The sequence below is a fragment of the Sphingomonas faeni genome (genome assembly GCF_024273235.1).
GTDB classification, from domain to species: domain Bacteria; phylum Pseudomonadota; class Alphaproteobacteria; order Sphingomonadales; family Sphingomonadaceae; genus Sphingomonas; species Sphingomonas faeni_A.
The window spans coordinates 122,713-141,308 of the sequence record NZ_JANBVH010000003.1 but is presented as its reverse complement, the minus strand read 5'-3'; the positions used below and the strand labels follow the sequence as shown (position 1 = coordinate 141,308).

Below are 18,596 nucleotides of genomic sequence, written 5' to 3'. Positions count from 1 at the left end.
TCTGTCATTATGTGGTTTCCCGGCAACGGTTGACGTTGTATCGGGGCAACGATGATCGCTTCAGCGACGCTACCGATGGATGATGACGGGCCCGCACACCGGTTCGCGGTGACGCCTGCGATCGAGGCGCTTGTTCTGGCGGTCGCCGTCGCGATCGGTGTCGCGAGCTATTTCATCATCACCGGCACCGACGCACCGCAGCGCCTGATCCCGCCGCCGCTGGTCGCGCTGCTGCTCGTCGCCAACCTCGTGCCCGGCATCGCCTTGCTGATGCTGCTCGGCCGGCGCGTGGCGATGCGGCGCGCGGCGCGGTCGCCTGTGGGCGGTGGTGGACGCCTCCACGTCCGTCTCGTCGCGCTGTTCTCGATCGTCGCCGCGGTGCCGATGCTGCTGGTGACGATCTTCGCGTCGCTGCTGTTCCAGTACGGCGTTCAGTTCTGGTATTCTGACCAGGCGCGCGGAATGCTCGAGAACGCCACTGGGCTCGCCCAGTCGTCCTACGGGCGACAGCTTAACCGGTGGCAGGAAGCGACCGTGACGATGGCGAGCGACATGTCCGCCTATTTGCGCGAGCGCTCGCTGCAGAGCCCGGACTTTTCCGGATGGTTCCTGCAGCAGGTCTATTACCGCAGCCTTTCCGAGGCGGCCTTGTTCAAGCTGTCCCAGCAGCAGGGGATCCAGACGCTGGCGATCGTCAACCCGTACGAGATCGACTTTACGCGCCGCGTCACGCCCGCGGCGATCGCCGAGCTGCGGTCCGGCAAGAGCGCGGTCCTTGCGGTCACGGGCGATCGTATCCAGACGATCACGATGCTGCCGGGATCGGACGAACTGTTCCTGTATGCGGGCCGCGTCGAGGATACGAAATTACTGTCCGAGCAGACCACGCGCGCGAACGAGGTTCTGACGAGTTATCGATCCCTCCTTGCCCGATCGCGCAGCCTCCAATTGCGGTTCAATGCGGCACTTCTGCTGATCTCGCTGCTGATCGTCGGCGTGGCGGTCTGGATCGCACTCGCGGTGGCCGATCGCTTGGTGCGTCCGGTCGGCGAGCTGGTCGATGCGGCCCGTCGCGTTGCCGCGGGCGACTTGACCGCGCGCGTGCCTGATCCGCGCAGTCGCGACGAGGTCGGCACCCTGGCCAACGCCTTCAACCAGATGACGGGGCGGCTCGAAGAGCAGAATACCGAACTGGTCACGGCCAACGGCCAGTTGGAAAGCCGCCGCGCGCTGATCGAAGCGGTTATGGCCGGGGTCTCGGCCGGCGTGGTCGCGACCGGCCGCGAGCGGACGATAACGATCGCCAACGACTCCGCGACGACCTTGCTCGGGACCGATGCCGGCGGGCTGGTCGGCCGTCGTCTGGTCGACATCGCGCCCGAACTCGATGCGATGCTCGACGGGGGCGACCGCGAAGCGATCGTCGAGGTCGGGCAGGGTGGCGATGTCCGTACCCTGGCAGTGCGGATCGCGCGGCCCTCCACGGGGCCGATCCTGACGTTCGACGACATCACGCAGCAATTGCTCGATCAGCGCCGTGCGGCCTGGTCCGATGTCGCGCGCCGGATCGCGCACGAGATCAAGAATCCGCTGACCCCGATCCAACTCGCGGCCGAGCGCCTGCAACGCCGCTATGGCGCGAAGGCCGAGATGCAGGACGGGACGTTCTCACGGCTTACCGACACGATCATTCGTCAGGTCGGCGACCTGCGCCGGATGGTCGACGAATTCTCGTCGTTCGCGCGCATGCCCAAGCCCGTGTTCCGCGAGGAATCACTGGTCGATGCCGCTCGGCAGGCACTTTTCCTGCACGAGGTGGCGCACCCTGCAATCGGCTTCCATCTGGTCAACGACGATCCCGGCCTCGCGCTCATATGCGATCGCCGCCAGATCGGCCAGGCCCTCACGAACATCGTCAAGAACGCGGTCGAAGCCATTGAAACACGTGGCGAACCGGGTGGATCGGTGACGATGACGCTCAGCCAGGAGATCGGCCGGAGCGTGACGATTGCGGTCGCCGATACCGGCGTCGGCCTGCCCGCCGACCGCGACCGGATCATGGAGCCCTATGTCACGACGCGGGCGCGCGGCACCGGCCTCGGGCTTGCCATCGTCAAGAAGATCATTGAGGAGCATTGTGGAACGATCGGCTTCTCCGATCGGCCGGGTGGCGGCACGCTCGTCACCATGACCTTCGACACCAGGGCTCTGGCAGCACTGGACCAGGGGGGCCTGAACCAAGTGGGCCTCGACGCAGGGGGGCCGCTACCCGAGGGGGCAGGGGATGGCCAACTCGCCACCATGACTCGTAACCGGACATGATTTGATGGCGCTCGATATTCTCGTCGTGGACGACGAACGTGACATTCGCGAACTGGTCGCCGGCGTCCTCGAAGACGAAGGCTATGACACGCGCGACGCCGGCGACAGCGATTCCGCGCTGGAGGCGATAGCCGCACGGCGTCCGTCGCTGGTGCTGCTCGACGTCTGGCTGCAAGGCTCGCGGCTCGATGGGCTCGAGCTGCTCGACGAGATCAAGCGTCGCGACCCGTCGATCCCCGTGCTAGTCATTTCGGGCCACGGCAATCTGGATACCGCGGTCGCCGCGATCCGGCGTGGCGCGTCCGACTTCATCGAAAAGCCGTTCGAGGCCGAGCGCCTGCTCCTCATGGTGGCGCGTGCGACCGAGACCGAACGGCTGCGGCGCGAAGTCGCGACCTTGCGAGCGACGGTCGGCCGCGAGACCGATCTCACCGGCAGTTCGGGCGCCATCAACGGCGTCCGCGCGACGTTGAAGCGGGTCGCGGCAACCGGTAGCCGTGTGCTCGTGATGGGCGGCGCAGGCGTCGGCAAGGAAGTCGCCGCGCGGCTGCTGCATGGCTGGAGCCAGCGTACCGATGCCCCGTTCATCGTCGTCAGCGCGGCGCGGATGACGCCCGAGCGGGTCGACGAGGAACTGTTCGGGGTCGAGGAGGCGGGCGATCTCGTCCGTCCCGGCCTGTTCGAGCAGGCGCATGGCGGCACGTTGTTTCTCGACGAGATCGCCGACATGCCGATCACGACGCAGGCGCGGATCCTGCGCGCGCTGACCGACCAGAGTTTCACGCGGGTTGGTGGCACGCGGGTGGTCAAGGTCGACGTTCGCGTCGTCTCGGCGACGGCGCGCGACCTTGTGTTCGAGATCGCCGAGGGGCGCTTTCGCGAGGATCTGTATTACCGCCTCAATGTGGTCCCCGTGACGATCCCGCCGCTGTCGGATCGCCGCGAGGATATCCCGGCGCTGGTTCAGCATTTCATCGCGCATTACGCGTCCGAACGCCGGGTGCCGACGCCGGAGATCGCACCCGATGCGATGGTCGCGCTGCAATCCTATGACTGGCCCGGCAACGTCCGCCAGTTGCGCAACGTCGTCGAGCGGACGATCATCCTGGCGCCGGGCGATCGCATCGGCCGGATCGATATCGACCTGTTGCCCGCCGAAGTGCTCGGCGATCAGGGCGATATGGGGGCGGCGGGCGGCACCGCGATCATGGGATCGCCGCTGCGGGAGGCGCGCGAGACGTTCGAGCGCGAATATCTGCGCGTCCAGATCCGGCGCTTTTCGGGCAACATCTCGCGCACGGCGAGCTTCATCGGCATGGAGCGATCGGCACTCCACCGTAAACTGAAGCTCCTCGGCATTACCGAAACACGCGACGAATAAGGCGCCGCAATTTCGCCGCCCTCTGGAACTATGGGGGTGTCGATCATAGATCACATACGGTGCCCGGTAACCGGGTGCATCTCCGACGCTGGGAAACAGCGCCTTGCGGGCAAAGTCCCGCCAAAAACAAAGGGTTATCCCATTGGCCGATAAACCAGGCTCGCTTCAGGACCTCTTCCTGAACGCACTCCGGCGCTCCAAGACGCCGGTCACGATGTTCCTCGTCAAGGGCGTGAAGCTCCAGGGCATCGTCACATGGTTCGATAATTTTTCCGTACTGCTCCGCCGCGATGGCCAGTCGCAGCTGATCTACAAGCATGCGATCTCGACGATCATGCCCGCCGGACCGATGGACGTGTCGGCCATCGTAGACGCGGTCGGCGAGAACCAGAAGAAGCACCCGTTGTTGCAGGACATTTTCCTCAACGCGGTGCGCAAGTCCGAAGACAGCGTTACGATGTTCCTGATCAACGGCGTCATGCTGCAGGGCCAGATCGCAGGCTTCGACCTGTTCTGCATGCTGCTCCAGCGCGAGGGCATGGCACAGCTCGTCTACAAGCACGCGGTCTCGACGATTCAGCCGGCGCGCCCGCTGAACCTCGCCGAGGAACCTACCGATACGGATGATGCCGATGACGCAGATGATGCGGACCATGACGATTGAGTAGCGGTTTCGAACGCGACCGGGACGAGTTCGCGCGCGGGGCGCGCGCGATCGTCGTCCTTCCCGATCAGGGCGACACTTCGCGCGACGTCGACGCACGCCTGGAGGAGACCGCGGGTCTTGCCGCCGCGATCGGCGTCGAGGTCGTCGAACGGATCGCCTACCGTGTTCGCCAGCCCAAGCCGGCGACGCTGATCGGCAGTGGCCAGGTCGAAATGCTTGCGGCGCAGGTGCGGATGGAAGACGCAGGGCTCGTCGTATTCGACGCGAGCCTCAGCCCGATTCAGCAGCGCAATCTCGAAAAGGCGCTCGAAACCAAGGTCATCGATCGTACTGGCTTGATCCTCGAAATCTTCGGCGAGCGTGCGGCGACCGCCGAGGGGCGCTTGCAGGTCGAACTGGCGCATCTCGATTATCAGGCGGGCCGTCTGGTTCGCAGCTGGACCCATCTCGAACGCCAGCGGGGTGGTTTCGGCTTCCTCGGTGGTCCGGGCGAAACCCAGATCGAAGCGGATCGCCGCCTGATCCGCGACCGGATGGCCCGGCTCAAGCGCGAGCTCGAGCAGGTCAGCCGGACGAGGGGGCTTCACCGTGAGCGGCGCCAGCGTGCACCGTGGCCGGTGATCGCGCTCGTCGGTTATACCAATGCGGGCAAGTCGACGCTGTTCAACCGGCTGACCGGCGCCGACGTGATGGCGGAGGATCTGCTGTTCGCGACGCTCGACCCGACGTTGCGGCAGATCCAGTTGCCCGGCATCGACAAGGCGATCCTCTCCGATACGGTCGGGTTCGTCTCGGACCTGCCTACGCAGCTGGTTGCCGCGTTCAAGGCAACGTTGGAGGAGGTCGTTTCCGCCGATCTGCTCGTCCACATCCGTGACATCGCGCATCCCGATACCGAGGCGCAACGGACCGACGTCGAGACCGTGCTCGCCGAGATCGGCGTCGACGAGAACACGCCGCGGTTCGAGGTCTGGAACAAGCTCGATCTGCTCGATGCTGATACGCACGAGGAGATCGCCGCGCAGGCGTCGCACCGAGACGACGTCGTCGCGATCTCGGCGCTGAGCGGGGAAGGGGTGGATGAGCTGATCCACCAGGTCGCCGCCAAGCTGACCGGTGCTCACCGTCGGTACAGCATCACGCTCGATGCGACCGATGGCGCCGGGGCAGCGTGGCTGCATGCGCACGGCGAAGTGCTCGGCAGCTTGGACGACGAACTCGAGACGACCTACGACGTGCGACTGTCGGAAAGCGACTACGACCGGTTCATCCGCCGCGACGCTTGACCGACTGCCACAGGGCTTCCTTCTGATCGAGACTGCTGGCGGCGAAACCGTCGCCGCCAGCAGTCTCGATCGCTCGGAAACGTGCCTCGAACTTGGCGTTGCTCGAGCGTAATGCGGCCTCGGGATCGACACCGAGATGGCGTGCCCAGTTCGTCACCGCAAACAACAGGTCGCCGATTTCTTCTGCGACGGTGTCCGAGCCGGCTTCGCGAACCTCTTCTATTTCCTCGAAAACCTTCGCGAGCGGACCCGCTGCATCGGGCCAGTCGAACCCCACGCGCGCGGCCCGCTTCTGCAGTTTCTCGGCGCGGGACAAGGCGGGCAGGCCGATCGCGACGCCGGCCAGCGCGCTCGGATCGGACTTCTCCGCACGCTCGCTGGCCTTGATCGTTTCCCAGCCCGGCGAGGTCGCGGCATCGCCGAAGATATGCGGGTGGCGGCGCTCCATCTTGTCGCTGATCGCGGCGACGACATCGGCCAGCGTGAATGCGCCCGATTCCTCGGCGATACGGCTGTGGAACACGACCTGGAGCAACAGGTCGCCAAGCTCGTCCTTGAGATCGGCGGGATCGTCGCGCGCGATCGCGTCGGCAACCTCGTACGCTTCCTCGATCGTGTACGGCGCGATCGTCGACCAAGTCTGCACCCGATCCCATTCGCATCCGTCGACCGGATCACGCAGCCGCGCCATGATGGAAGTGAGGCGTTCGATCACAGGGAGCACCTGTGAATAGCCATCGATCCACTGCCCACCTCAAGATCGATAATATACATTATGTAAAATCTATTCCTGGATCGGAGTCAGGATGAGCGTGGCGTTCTCGACCCGCCAAGATCCCAGCTTCGAAAGAAAGTTCATGCCGATGACGTCGGTATCGCCGAACGACGTCGACGTGACGATCCCGAGATCGGTGGCGGTGATCGTACCGATCGTCACACGCCTAGCCGTCGCGGTGCGTGCCGACACGTCGCCATTGGCGGTCGAGATGATCACCGGGAACGGGCTTTTGTCGCTATCGAGTCCCGCGGCCTTCGCGGTGGCCGACGACAGCGCGGTCGTCGTCGCGCCGCTGTCGATCAGCATGCGCCGCCGTACCCCGTCGATATCGACATCCGCCCAGAAATGCCCGTCCTCGGCCATGCGTATCCGCATTTCGGTGCCGCTAACCTGCTGGTCCGCGAGCAAGGTCTTCAGTCCCGACAGCCGGTCCCGCTGGCTCGCGATGAGCAAAGCCACCGCGAAGATCGCGACCCAGGCCAAGGCCATCTTCAGTACGGGTTTCAGCGGCAGCCGGCGCGCCACTAGCGCGGACAGCGGCAGGATCAGCATGACCGCGTACAGCGCGAACTGGGCTGCGCGGTCGCCGGTCATGCGGTGAGGACTAACCCGTCATAGCCGGGCTCGACCCCAGCCGGGAGTTCATGCCGCAGCGTCGCGTAATCCATCGTGTTGTCCATGTGGATCAACGCCGTCCGCTTCGGCGTCAGGCGTTCCACCCAGTTCAGGACGGCCGGCAATTCCATGTGTGTCGGGTGCGGACGTCGGCGGAGCGCGTCGACGACCCATATGTCCAGATCCTGATACAGGCTGGCCATGTCATCGGTCATCACGTTGAAATCGGTTGCATATCCGATGGATACACCGTCCGCTTCGAACCGCAAGCCCGCGGCGTGGATGCTGCCATGCGGCTGATCGGTGACACGGATGTCGATCCCGCCGATCGACAGCCGGTCCGGCAAGATCTCGGCCGCGATCGTCGGTGGATAGCCGGTACGACCGTGAAAGGCGTAGGTGAAGCGTGCATCCAGCGCCGCCAGCGTGAACGGGCGCGCATAGCCGAGGACCGGCGTTCCCGCCGCGTGGAAGAGTTGCCGCACGTCGTCGATGCCGTGGCAATGATCGGCGTGGTCGTGCGTCCAGAGTATCGCATCGACCCGGTCTATATCGGCCGCTAACAACTGCTCGCGCATATCAGGGCTGGTGTCGATCAGGATCCTGGTGCCGTCATGCTCGACCAGCGCCGACGCGCGGGTGCGGCGGTTGCGCGGCTCGGTCGGGTCGCATTCGCCCCAGTCGTTGCCGATCCGCGGCACGCCCGAGGATGTGCCGGAGCCGAGGATCGTGATCTTCATGCTGCGACGGCTCCCGACGCTCGCGTCTTGGCGAACAGCGCATGGAAGTTCTCCGCCGTACGACGCGATAATTCCTCGACATTTTCGCCGCGGAGGTCGGCGAGAAACGCTGCGGTATCGGCGACGAAGCCGGGTTCGCCGGTCTTGCCCCGGTGCGGCACCGGCGCGAGGAACGGTGCGTCGGTCTCGATCAGCAGACGGTCGATCGGCAGCCGTGCTGCGGTTTCCTGCAGGTCGCGCGCGTTCTTGAACGTCACGATCCCGGAGATCGAGATATAAAGGCCCAAGTCCAACGCCTTGTCGGCGAAAGCTCCGCTCGCCGTGAAGCAGTGGATGACGCCGGCATAGGCCCCCTTCTCCATTTCCTCAGCCATGATCGCGGCGGTATCGTCCTCGGCATCGCGGGTGTGGACGACGATGGGCAGTCCGGTTTCGCGCGACGCAGCGATATGCGCGCGAAAGCTCGCCTGCTGGCGGGCGCGATCCGAGGTGTCGCGGAAATAGTCGAGGCCGCTTTCGCCGAGGCCGACGACCCGGGGATGCCGCGCGCGCTCGATCAGCTTGGCCGCATCGACGTCGGGATAGGTATCCGCCTCGTTGGGATGGATGCCGATCGTCGCCCAGACGTCGGGCTCGCGCTCGGCGGTGGCGACGATATCGTCCCATTCGCTCTCGCGCGTCGAGATGTTGAGCATCGCCGTCACACCTCGCGCGCGGGCGCGCTCGAGCACCGCCTGCTGGTCCTCGACGAGGCCCTTGTAGTTCAGGTGGCAATGGCTGTCGGCGAGCATCAGGCCTCCGCCGGCAGTTCGAGACGCGGGAAGACGGGCGACGGTGGCGCGATCCGGAAGTCGGAGGCAGCGATCCGGTCGTACCAGCCGTCATCGTCGATCGCGCCGTGATCCCGCTCGGTAGCACCGATCTGGTCTAGCACCTTACCCGCGGACTCAGGCACGACCGGCAGGATCGCGATCGCCAGCATGCGGATCGCGCGGACCAGCGTCCGCAATACCGCGTTCATCCGCTCGGGATCGGTCTTGCGCAGCGCCCAGGGCGCCTGCGCGTCGATATACTGGTTGCAGGCGAACACGCCGCGCATCCACGCCTCGATCCCTTGTGACAGCGCGAGATCGGTGAAGCCGGCCTTGAACCCGGCACAGGCAACGACGACCTCCTCGATCAGCATGCCGTCCGCGTCCTGAACCGTACCCGCCGTGGGAAATTCGCCGCCCAAGTTCTTGGCGATGAACGACAAGGTCCGCTGTGCGAGGTTGCCGAAGCTGTTCGCGAGCTCGGCGTTGACGCGCGTCACGATCGCCTCGGGCGAATAACTGCCGTCCTGGCCGAAGCTCACCTCGCGGAGGAAGAAGTAGCGCAGCGCATCGACGCCGAACGCATCGGCCAGCGCCATCGGATCGACGACGTTGCCGACCGACTTCGACATCTTCTCGCCGCGCGTGAGCAGGAAGCCGTGACCGAACACGCTCTTGGGCAGCGGGATGCCCGCCGACAGCAGGAACGCCGGCCAATAGACCGCGTGGAAGCGAACGATATCCTTGCCGATCAGATGGATATCCGCCGGCCAGTATTTCGCCTTGTCGCCGGTCATGTCGGGATAGCCAATCCCGGTCAGATAATTGGTGAGCGCATCGACCCAAACATACATCACGTGCCCGGGGCTCCCGGGCACCGGAACGCCCCAGTCGAAGCTGGTGCGCGACACCGACAGATCCTTCAAGCCACCCTCGACGAAGCGCATCACCTCGTTGCGGCGGCTTTCGGGGCGGATGAAATCAGGGTTGGCCGCGAACAGATCGAGCAGGGGCTGCTGATACTTCGACAGGCGGAAGAACCAGGTCTCCTCGGCGGTCCATTCAACGGGTGTACCCTGCGGCGAGCGGCGATCGTCGCCCTCCCCGGTCAGCTCGGATTCGTCGTAGAACGCCTCGTCGCGGACCGAGTACCAGCCCTCGTAGCGATCGAGATACAGGTCGCCCGCGTCCGCCATCGCCTGCCAGATCGCGGCGCTCGCGGCGTAATGATCCTCGTCGACGGTGCGGATGAACCGATCGTAGGAGATACCAAGACGGTCCGCCATCGCGTGGAAATACGACGACATTTCATTGGCGAGTTCGCGCACCGGCATATCTCGGTCGCGCGCCGCCTGGACCATCTTGAGGCCATGCTCGTCGGTCCCGGTCTGGAACAGCACGTCACGGCCGGCCTGACGCTGGAAGCGCGCGATCGCGTCGGCGGCGATCATCTCGTACGCATGGCCGATATGCGGACGGCCATTGGGATAGTGGATCGCGGTGGTGATATAGAAAGGGTCGGCCATGCCGCGCTCCTAGAGCATCGCCCCGATCAGGTGAAGCCTGCGCAGCCCTATCAACGGCGTAATGTCGCGACGATTCCCGCCATCTCGAACACCGTGGCTTGTGCGTCGAGCGACAGGCCGGTCGCCGCGCCCGCCAGCTCACGTGCCGCGGCGTGCGCGTCGAGCGCAGATCGCAACGCGGCGCCCGAGCGGGTCCGGGCAGCATTGGCGATAAACGCGGGCGCGCGGTCGAGGAACGCTTCGTAGCGCGGTTGTGCGGCCTTGAGCCCTAGTGCCTTGGCGAGCTTCAACCGGCGCCCGTTGTCGCGATCGCCGTCCTGCGCGATCGCTGCGATGGCATCGTCGATCGCCGCGATGTCGAGCCCGGCATAACGAAGCGCGCGTCCGGGCGCGCCGTCGCTCGCACGCACCAGCGCGGCGACCTCGCCCTCGCCTGCCTCGGGCTGCAAAGTCCGGATCGCCGTCGCGAGCTCGCTATCGTCAAGTGCCTCGAACCGCAGCAACCGGCACCGCGAGCGGATGGTCGGCAGCAACCGCCCCGGCGCATGGCTGACCAGCAGGAAGATCGTGCCCGCGGGCGGTTCCTCCAGATTCTTGAGCAGAGCATTCGCCCCGCCCCGCTCCAGATCGTCGATCGCGTCGATCACCACGACGCGCCGCGGGCTCATCGACGGCGTGGTCGCAAACAGCGGCTGCAGCGTCCGCACCTGCGCGATCGTGATGCTGCGCGCGAGATCCTGATCGGGCTTCTCCGGGTCTTTCGGCAACCGCGCGAGCACGCGAAAATCGGGGTGCGACCCGGCCTCCATCAGCGACCGCGTCCTGTTCCCCTCGGGAACCTCGAACCCGGTCGACCCGCTATCGAGCTCGGCCGCGTCCGCCAGCATGCGCATTGCGGCGGCGCGCGCGAAGCTCGCCTTGCCGACGCCCTGCGGTCCGGCGATCAGCCACGCATGATGCAGCGACCCGCCGCGCATCGCCGCCATGAAGGCAGCCTGCGCGGCGGTGTTGCCGATGATCGACGTCATGCCTGCAACGCCGTCGGCGCCCGGGCCATCACCCGAAGAAGCCGGTCAGTCCTGCCCATGCACGACCGAAGAAGCCGGCCTCGGCGACGTCCTTCTCGGCGACCAGCGGCATGGTCTGCTGCAGCCCGTCGGACGTGGTGACGACGAGATCGGCGATATGCTGGCCGGCCTTGATGGGCGCCTTGATCGGGCCGTCATACACGACCTTCGCGGTGAGATTGGGCGAGGTGCCGGCGGGCAGCGTCACGGTCAGCGCCTTGGGGGCGACGAGCCCGACCGACGACGAATCCCCGAGCTGGACCGAGGCGGTCTCGACCTTTTTGCCCTTCGCGACGATCGGCTTGGACTGCCACGCGCGAAAGCCCCATTCCATGAAGCGCACGGATTCCTCGGCGCGCTGGCCCGAGCTCGTCAGGCCGGCGACGACCATCACGAGGCGCCGGCCGTTCTGGATAGCGGACCCGGTGAAGCCATAACCGGCCTCCTCGGTGTGCCCGGTCTTCAGGCCATCCGCACCGGCAACGCGGCCGAGGATCGGATCGCGGTTCGCCTGAGTGATGGCGCTGCCGCCCATCGTCTTGCCCCAGGTGAAATCGCGCTTCGAATAGAATTGCTTGTAGAGATCGGGATAGTTGGTGATCGTCGCCGCCGCGAGCTTGGCGAGATCATGCGCGGTCACATAGGTGACGCCGTTGTCGGGCCAGCCATTCGCGGTGCCGAAATGGCTGTCCTTGAGGCCGAGTTCGGCGGCCTTGCGGTTCATCCGCTCGGTGAACGCCTGCTCGGACCCGGAGATGCCCTCGGCGAGCACGATGCACGCATCGTTCCCCGACAGCGTGACGATCCCGTACAGGAGATTAGCGACGCTGACATTCTCACCCGATGACAGGAACATCGTCGAACCCGCTGCCGGACCATGCCATTTCGCCCAGGTCTCGGGGCGCACGGTCATCATCTGGTCGAGCTTCAGTTCGCCCTTCTTCACCATGTCGAACGCAACATAGACGGTCATCATCTTGGCGAGCGACGCCGGCGGCATCCGCCGATCCGCATCGCGCGCGAACAGCACCGCGCCCGACGACAGATCCTCCATATAGGCGATCGGCGCAGCAGTCTGGAATTGCGGCGCGGCAGCGATGGATGGGTGCGCCAGCGCGATGGCGACGAGCGGGGCGACGATCAGCTTCTTCATGGGGTATTCCGTGAGCAAAAGGGAACTCAATCCGTAGGCAGGACCTGTGCATCGCCATAGCCGCGCTCGGCGACCGCGTCACGCGCGCGTTGCAGGCTGGCGGCATCTTTGAACGGGCCGATGCGAACGCGGTACAGTCCCCCGCCCTCGACGACCTTGGCATCGAGGCGCTTCGCCAACGCCTTCGCGCGCGGTTCGTTCGAGAAGGTCGCGACCTGGAGCACGTAGCGCTGTCCAGGCGTGAGGGCTGCCACGGGTTCGCGGGCCGGCGCCGTGTCGACGCTATAGGCTTGCGTGTAGGTGGGCGTCCGGACCCCGACGGCCTTCCCGGCGCGCAGCAGCGAGGCGTCGCGGGCGCTAGGCACGATCGAGCGGATACGGACCTTTGCGATCTGCTGGCGGTCGGTGCCGAGCAGATGCGCCGCGGCACGCGAAAGGTCGATCATCCGGTCCCGCCGGCCCGGCCCGCGATCGTTGATCCGGACCAGGATCGACCGGCCGGTCGCAACCGACGTCACCTCTACGAACGACCCGAGCGGCAAGGTGCGATGCGCGGCAGTCATCGCGTCGGGATCGAACGCTTCGCCGGACGCGGTGCGGTTTCCGGACAATTCCTCGCCATACCAACTCGCTAGCCCGGTATCCTTGTAGCTGCCGTAAAGACCACCACCGGCCGGGAACGCCGCGCCGACGCTTTCGCGCGAATTGCTGCAGGCCGCCAGCGCGAACGCCAGGGCAATGGCTCTAGCGTTCGACCGCATCGGCCAGCAGCCCGACCGACAGCGCGTAGAAGTTGGAGCAGTTGTAATCGAGGATCACACGATAGTTGCTGGTGAGCAGATAGGCGGTGGCGCCCTGCCCGTCCGGCTCGAGCAACGTCGCCATCACATTGTCGGCGGGCAAGCTCCGGCCCTGCGGCGTCACGCCGAGCGCGCGCCACTCGGCGATCGTCCGCCAGCCGCTATGCCGCTCGAACACGCGCGGGCACCGCGGCGACACCAGCCGATTGCGCACCTGTGACCGATCGAGCCCGGCCGGCACGTTGACCGCGACACCCCAGGGCTGCCCGGGACGCCAGCCGGCGTCGGTGAAGTAATTGCCGATCGATGCGAGCGTATCGGCCGGGCTGTTCCAGATATCGGCGCGGCCATCGCCGTCGCCGTCGCGCGCTAGGCGGAGATAGATCGACGGCAGGAATTGCGGATTGCCGGTCGCCCCTGCCCAGCTGCCCTTCAACTGGTCACGCGTGACGCCGCGATCGAGCATCTTCAGGCCGGCGATGAACTCGCCTGCGAACAGCGATCGGCGGCGGCCTTCATAGGCGAGGCTCGCCAGCGAGCGGAGGAGGTCGAAATTGCCGGTATAGCTGCCGTAATTCGTCTCATGCCCCCAGATCGCGACCATGATCGATTCCGGCACCCCGGTCTGCTGCTCGATCCGCTGCAACCGCGAGCGCTGCGCCAGATAGGTCTGTCGCCCGCGCGCGATCCGCGCGGTATCGACGTGCTGCGCCTTGTAGGGGGCGAAGGCCGGAATGGCGCTGCTGCTGTTCGTCGCCCCCGGCTGCCCACGGTCAAGCTCGATCACACGGGGGTTCAGCGTCAGCCCGGGAAACACGGCGTCGGCGGTGCGGACGCTGACGCCCTCGGCCAGCGCCTGCTGGCGAAGCACGGTCATGTACGAGCGAAAGCCGGCATCGTCCTGTGCCAAGGCGGGCGCGCTCCCGGTCAGCATGGCGATCGCAGCCACCAGTCCGTTGCGCAGCCAAGCCACGCGTCCCGTACGCAGCCTAGCTGCTATCGATGCCCCACCCATGCTCAACCTACTGCCACAGCCCCGCCCGGATCGGAACCTCGCGTCGTCGCGAGCCAGGCACGCATAGCCGCGTGAGGGTTATCCCAGCTTCCGTCGAATGGCGCGCGCGTATCCTGGAAACTGTGCGCTGCCGGGCAGTGCCGCATCCGGCTTGGGATCGGCGGCGCGCAGGTCCGAACCTTGTCTTCCTACCGTGGCCCACTGGGTGATTCCGGTGTTCGACCGATCTCGCGCTGCGGCGGTACCTCTTCTAAGGTGTACGCGATGGTATGCTCGCGTCATTCGCACGCTCCCCTGCTCTGAGCGATCGGACGGGGATTGCGCAGTGTCGCGAATGACCGAGGCGGCGGGATAGGGGTACAGGCGTGATCGAGGTGAATTTCGACGGTATCGTCGGGCCGACGCATAATTATGCGGGCCTCTCGATCGGTAACCGTGCGTCCGCCGCCAATGCGGGCGGGATATCGCGGCCGCGGGTTGCTGCGTTGCAGGGCGTCGGCAAGATGCGGCGGTTGATGACGTTGGGGCTGAGGCAGGGCGTATTCCTTCCGCATGTCCGGCCCCACGTCGCTTGGTTGCGAGAGCTGGGCTTCGACGGCGGCGATTCTGAGGTTCTTGCGGCGGCCTGGAGCGCGGACCGGGCGCTCGTCGCGAACGCGATGTCGGCGTCGGCGATGTGGACCGCCAATGCCGGCACCGTGTCCCCCGCCTCAGACACGGCCGACGGACTGTGCCACATCACGCCCGCCAATCTGTCGACGATGCCGCACCGCGCCAGCGAAGCCGAGCAGACCGAACGGCAACTCCGCCTTGCCTTTGCCGACCGACGGTTCTTCCGCGTTCATCGCCCCGTGCCGGCAGCCTTTGGCGACGAAGGCGCGGCCAATTTCATGCGGCTGGCGTCTCCGTCCGGCAGGTGTGCGATCGAGATGTTCGTGTATGGTGAAGGCCGAGCCGGCGGCTTTCCCGCCCGCCAGCACCGTACGGCGAGCGAGGCGGTGGCACGGGGGCATGGGCTCGATCCCGCGCATACGCCGATGGTCCGCCAGAGCGACGCGGCAATCGCTGCCGGCGCCTTCCATAACGATGTCGTCGCGGTGGCGAACGGCCATGTCCTGTTCGCGCATGAACACGCCTTTGCGGATCCAGCCGGGCTCCGCGAGGCGGTACATGCGCTCATGCCGGACGCCGTGATCATCGAGGTGCCCGCGGATCGCGTCAGCCTGGACACGGCGATCCGAACCTATCTGTTCAACTCCCAGCTCGTGACGATGCCCGACGGCGACATGGCGCTCATCCTACCCGCGGAGGCACGCGAGAACGATCACGTCTGGACATGGCTGACCGAGCTGGTTGCCCGTGAAACACCGATCCGGCGGCTGGAGGTCGTCGATGTCCGGGAGTCGATGCGTAACGGCGGCGGTCCGGCCTGTCTGAGATTACGGGTCCAGGTCGATGCGGACGCGCTTGCGGCGATCGACCCCAGGTTCCTCCTCGACGACGTCACCTGCGACAGGATCGAAGCCGTGATCGCGCGGGAATGGCCGGAGTCGATCGCCCCCGACGATCTGGGCGACTCACGCTTGTGGGAACGTTGCGCCACGGCGCGCGGCGCACTCACAGCCGCGCTTGGTTTCGGGCCTGGCGAAATCTGACAGCGGGATATCGATCGGACGGGTGGACGGTATTACCGATCGCCGCTGCCCGGTTCCGTCGGCGAACTCGCCCAGGCTCCTGCTCTTCGCAGTCCGGTCTTCCGAAAATTCGGCCCGTCTGCTACCCGCGTAGCATAGTGCGGTCTTCGACGGTGCGTCCCTGTGTTCGCCATGTGCGGAGCAGCGCGTGTGCCGGCCGCAAATCTTATGCCGCGTGCCAGTCGCGCGTCACAGCCAATTTCGAACACGCTTTTCGAAAACGAGGAAATCCGGTTTGCAGATTGTGACCTTGTGCCTGTTCTTGTTGCTCGCCGTGGTGGTCAGCGGTGTCGCGTCCCGGATGCTACCCTCGGCGTTGCCCCGGCCGCTCGTCCAGATCGCGTTGGGCGCACTGATCGGCACGGTCGCGCATGTCCGTGTAGAGCTCGATCCCGAACTGTTCTTCCTCCTGCTCGTACCGCCGCTGCTGTTCCTCGATGGCTGGCGAATTCCGAAGGACGAGCTGTTTCGCGATCGCGGCGCAGTGCTCGGACTCGCGCTCGGCCTGGTGTTCCTGACGGTTCTCGGCATGGGTCTGTTCGTGCACTGGCTCATTCCGGCGATGCCGCTCGGGGTCGCGTTCGCGCTGGCGGCGGTCGTGTCGCCGACCGATCCGATCGCGGTATCCGCCGTCGCGCAGAAGGCGCCGATCCCGAAACGCATGATGCACATCCTCGAAGGCGAAGCGCTGCTGAACGACGCCTCGGGCCTGGTCTGCGTGCGGTTCGCGATCGCCGCGGTGCTGACCGGTACCTTTTCGCTTGCCGATGCCGCGGCGACCTTCGCGTGGATGGCGATCGCCGGGGTCGGAATCGGCGTCGGCATCGCCTTGGGCGTCGTCGCGACCAAGACGGCATTCGCGCGGCGGTTCGGTGATGAAGCCGGCTCGAACATCCTCGTCAGTCTGTTGATCCCGTTCGCGGCCTATCTGCTGGCCGAACACATCCACGCATCGGGCGTGCTCGCCGCCGCCGCCGCCGGGATCGCGATGACCTTCACCGACGCGACGACCGCCGTTGCCGCGGGAACGCGGATCCGGCGGCGGGCGGTGTGGGACATGCTGCAGTTCACGCTCAACGGCGTGATCTTCGTGCTGCTCGGCGAACAGTTGCCCGAGGTGTTCGTCCGCGCGCGCGATACCGTCACGTCGACCGGGCATGTGAGCCCGTGGTGGCTGGCGATCTACGTCGTCGCGATCGTCGTCGGCCTCGCGGCGCTTCGCTACGGCTGGGTGTGGGTGTCGATGCAGTTCACGCTGTTCCGCGCACGTCGGCGCAACGATCTGGCGGGCAGCGCCAGCCCCCCGCGCCGGATCATCGCCGCGATGTCGTGCGCAGGGGCACGCGGCGCGATCACGCTGGCAGGTGCGCTGACGTTGCCGCTGAGCATGAATGACGGGACGCCCTTCCCGGCGCGCGATCTGGTGATCTTCCTCGCGTCGGGCGTGATCCTGTGTTCGCTGATCATCGCCGCGGTCGCGCTGCCGCTGTTGCTACGAGGCCTCAGCCTGCCCCCCGAGACCGGGGTCGCCGCGGCACGGGATCAGGCACGGCTGGTGGCGGCGAATGCAGCGATCGCGGAACTCGACCGGGTCCAGCACCGGATGGCCGAGGGGCGCGACGACCCCGATCGCTTTACCGATGTCGCAGCGCGGCTGATGGATCAGTATCGTGAACGCATCGACAGCCTGTCGTCGCAACCGGAGGATCGCGCGCGGCAGGGTGAGATGCAGATCGAACGCGACATGCGGCTCGCCGCGGTGAGAGCCGAGCGTAATGCGATATTCGATCTGGCACGTCGCCGCGAGATAGGGATCGAACTTGCCGAACAGCTGGGCCGTGAGCTCGACCTGATCGATGCGCGCCTGTCTCGCCAAGGGCTTGGCTAAGCCGAGCGACGACCGACCTGGGGGCGATTTACCGAACGTCGCCGATATCCAATGGTGGGGAAACTCGCGCCCCGCCTGTCCGTGTGACTGAAACCGGCGGGGCGCTGAAGGTACGCATACTGTGGCGATGCCTCTGCCCCGCGCTATGCAGTGTGAAGGTGAATTTCAGATTAACGAAGGGGCCCCAACCGTCCGTGCGACACTCTCGTATCCGGTCGGAGCCCCCAGGACGCAGCAGCCATTCGGTCGCGCGTCGCTGAAGTAAAGCTAGCAGGAGATTGCTAGCGGGGAAGTGCGCTCCGTCAATCTGGCGGCTCGCCTTATCCCGGAATCCGTTCGGTTTGACCGATGTCGGAGGCATAGTTGATCCGTGTTGGATCGGACGGAGCTTTCGCCGCTGGTTCAGTCCGGCAACTTCACCTTGCGCAGCGAGGCGATCACCTGTCGCGCGCCCTTGGGCGCCACTTGCAGGAACAGATCGAACAGGTCACCGTCCGTCAGCGTCTCGATTGCCATGCTCATCGGCAGGGCGATAGCCTGGCGGCTCCGCGCGCCGGGCTGCGCCTCGAGCACGATCGTCCGCCACGCCATACCAACCGGCGGCGGCCCCCCGACGTCGTCGAATTCGCCGGGGATCATTGCCCGGATACGCAGCCGCCGCTCGGGATTTTTGTCGAACCACGACGCATCGCCGGTGGTTGCGATTTCGTTGACCAAGGCCTTTCCGTTTTTCACGGCGTAACTCCTGTCGCTGCTTGAGTGCATGGCGATCGACCTGTTGCCGGATTGCCGCAGACGCAAGCCTTCCGATACCAGACAGTCAACTCACTATTGATAATAGTTATCATAAAC

General features: G+C 65.9%; 16 protein-coding genes. 6 read left to right on the top strand and 10 right to left on the bottom strand.

Annotation, left to right across the window (positions count from 1 at the left end):
* The first annotated feature begins 75 nt into the window (after positions 1–75).
* From NLI89_RS02455 to hflX, 4 genes are all read left to right on the top strand, one after another.
* Positions 76–2,322 (top strand): sensor histidine kinase, encoded by a 2,247-nt coding sequence (locus NLI89_RS02455; RefSeq protein WP_254685559.1) that lies wholly within the window; start codon positions 76–78, stop codon positions 2,320–2,322.
* 4 nt (positions 2,323–2,326) lie between these two features.
* Positions 2,327–3,703, top strand: coding sequence for a nitrogen assimilation response regulator NtrX (gene ntrX / locus NLI89_RS02450; RefSeq protein WP_128452791.1), 1,377 nt, complete (start codon positions 2,327–2,329; stop codon positions 3,701–3,703).
* Positions 3,704–3,791: 88 nt separating this feature from the next.
* On the top strand, positions 3,792–4,367 hold the full coding sequence (gene hfq / locus NLI89_RS02445) for an RNA chaperone Hfq (protein WP_439144464.1): 576 nt from the start codon (positions 3,792–3,794) through the stop codon (positions 4,365–4,367).
* The gene (gene hflX, locus NLI89_RS02440; protein ID WP_254685557.1) at positions 4,364–5,656 is read left to right on the top strand and encodes a GTPase HflX; all 1,293 of its coding nucleotides are present in this window, start codon (positions 4,364–4,366) and stop codon (positions 5,654–5,656) included. The genes hfq and hflX overlap by 4 nt, the downstream gene beginning before the upstream one ends.
* On the opposite strand, the gene mazG is transcribed toward hflX, so the two are convergent.
* From mazG to NLI89_RS02395, 9 genes are all read right to left on the bottom strand, one after another.
* Positions 5,637–6,347, bottom strand: a complete 711-nt coding sequence (gene mazG, locus NLI89_RS02435) for a nucleoside triphosphate pyrophosphohydrolase (RefSeq protein WP_254685625.1) — start codon at positions 6,345–6,347, stop codon at positions 5,637–5,639. The genes hflX and mazG overlap by 20 nt on opposite strands.
* 93 nt (positions 6,348–6,440) lie before the next feature.
* Positions 6,441–7,028, bottom strand: coding sequence for a retropepsin-like aspartic protease family protein (locus tag NLI89_RS02430; RefSeq protein ID WP_254685556.1), 588 nt, complete (start codon positions 7,026–7,028; stop codon positions 6,441–6,443).
* Positions 7,025–7,789, bottom strand: coding sequence for an MBL fold metallo-hydrolase (locus NLI89_RS02425; protein ID WP_254685555.1), 765 nt, complete (start codon positions 7,787–7,789; stop codon positions 7,025–7,027). The genes NLI89_RS02430 and NLI89_RS02425 overlap by 4 nt, the downstream gene beginning before the upstream one ends.
* On the bottom strand, positions 7,786–8,580 hold the full coding sequence (locus NLI89_RS02420) for a TatD family hydrolase (RefSeq protein ID WP_254685554.1): 795 nt from the start codon (positions 8,578–8,580) through the stop codon (positions 7,786–7,788). The genes NLI89_RS02425 and NLI89_RS02420 overlap by 4 nt, the downstream gene beginning before the upstream one ends.
* On the bottom strand, positions 8,580–10,127 hold the full coding sequence (gene metG / locus NLI89_RS02415; RefSeq protein WP_254685553.1) for a methionine--tRNA ligase: 1,548 nt from the start codon (positions 10,125–10,127) through the stop codon (positions 8,580–8,582). Before metG ends, NLI89_RS02420 begins: the two co-directional genes overlap by 1 nt.
* Before the next feature lie 50 nt (positions 10,128–10,177).
* The gene (locus NLI89_RS02410) at positions 10,178–11,155 is read right to left on the bottom strand and encodes an AAA family ATPase (protein WP_254685552.1); all 978 of its coding nucleotides are present in this window, start codon (positions 11,153–11,155) and stop codon (positions 10,178–10,180) included.
* 28 nt (positions 11,156–11,183) lie between these two features.
* The gene (locus tag NLI89_RS02405; RefSeq protein ID WP_254685551.1) at positions 11,184–12,347 is read right to left on the bottom strand and encodes a D-alanyl-D-alanine carboxypeptidase family protein; all 1,164 of its coding nucleotides are present in this window, start codon (positions 12,345–12,347) and stop codon (positions 11,184–11,186) included.
* A 26-nt stretch (positions 12,348–12,373) separates the two neighbouring features.
* Positions 12,374–13,108: a septal ring lytic transglycosylase RlpA family protein gene (locus tag NLI89_RS02400; protein ID WP_254685550.1), complete on the bottom strand. Its 735-nt coding sequence runs from the start codon at positions 13,106–13,108 to the stop codon at positions 12,374–12,376.
* Positions 13,092–14,081: a lytic murein transglycosylase gene (locus NLI89_RS02395; protein ID WP_254685624.1), complete on the bottom strand. Its 990-nt coding sequence runs from the start codon at positions 14,079–14,081 to the stop codon at positions 13,092–13,094. The genes NLI89_RS02400 and NLI89_RS02395 overlap by 17 nt, the downstream gene beginning before the upstream one ends.
* Positions 14,082–14,527: 446 nt before the next feature.
* Between NLI89_RS02395 and NLI89_RS02390 the strand changes: the two genes are divergently transcribed.
* Both NLI89_RS02390 and NLI89_RS02385 read left to right on the top strand, forming a co-directional pair.
* Positions 14,528–15,817, top strand: coding sequence for an N-succinylarginine dihydrolase (locus NLI89_RS02390; protein WP_254685549.1), 1,290 nt, complete (start codon positions 14,528–14,530; stop codon positions 15,815–15,817).
* Between the two features lie 274 nt (positions 15,818–16,091).
* Complete coding sequence (locus NLI89_RS02385; RefSeq protein WP_254685548.1) at positions 16,092–17,744, top strand: Na+/H+ antiporter; 1,653 nt, start codon at positions 16,092–16,094, stop codon at positions 17,742–17,744.
* A gap of 402 nt (positions 17,745–18,146) precedes the next feature.
* On the opposite strand, the gene NLI89_RS02380 is transcribed toward NLI89_RS02385, so the two are convergent.
* On the bottom strand, positions 18,147–18,479 hold the full coding sequence (locus tag NLI89_RS02380) for a hypothetical protein (RefSeq protein WP_254685547.1): 333 nt from the start codon (positions 18,477–18,479) through the stop codon (positions 18,147–18,149).
* Positions 18,480–18,596 lie beyond the last annotated feature (117 nt).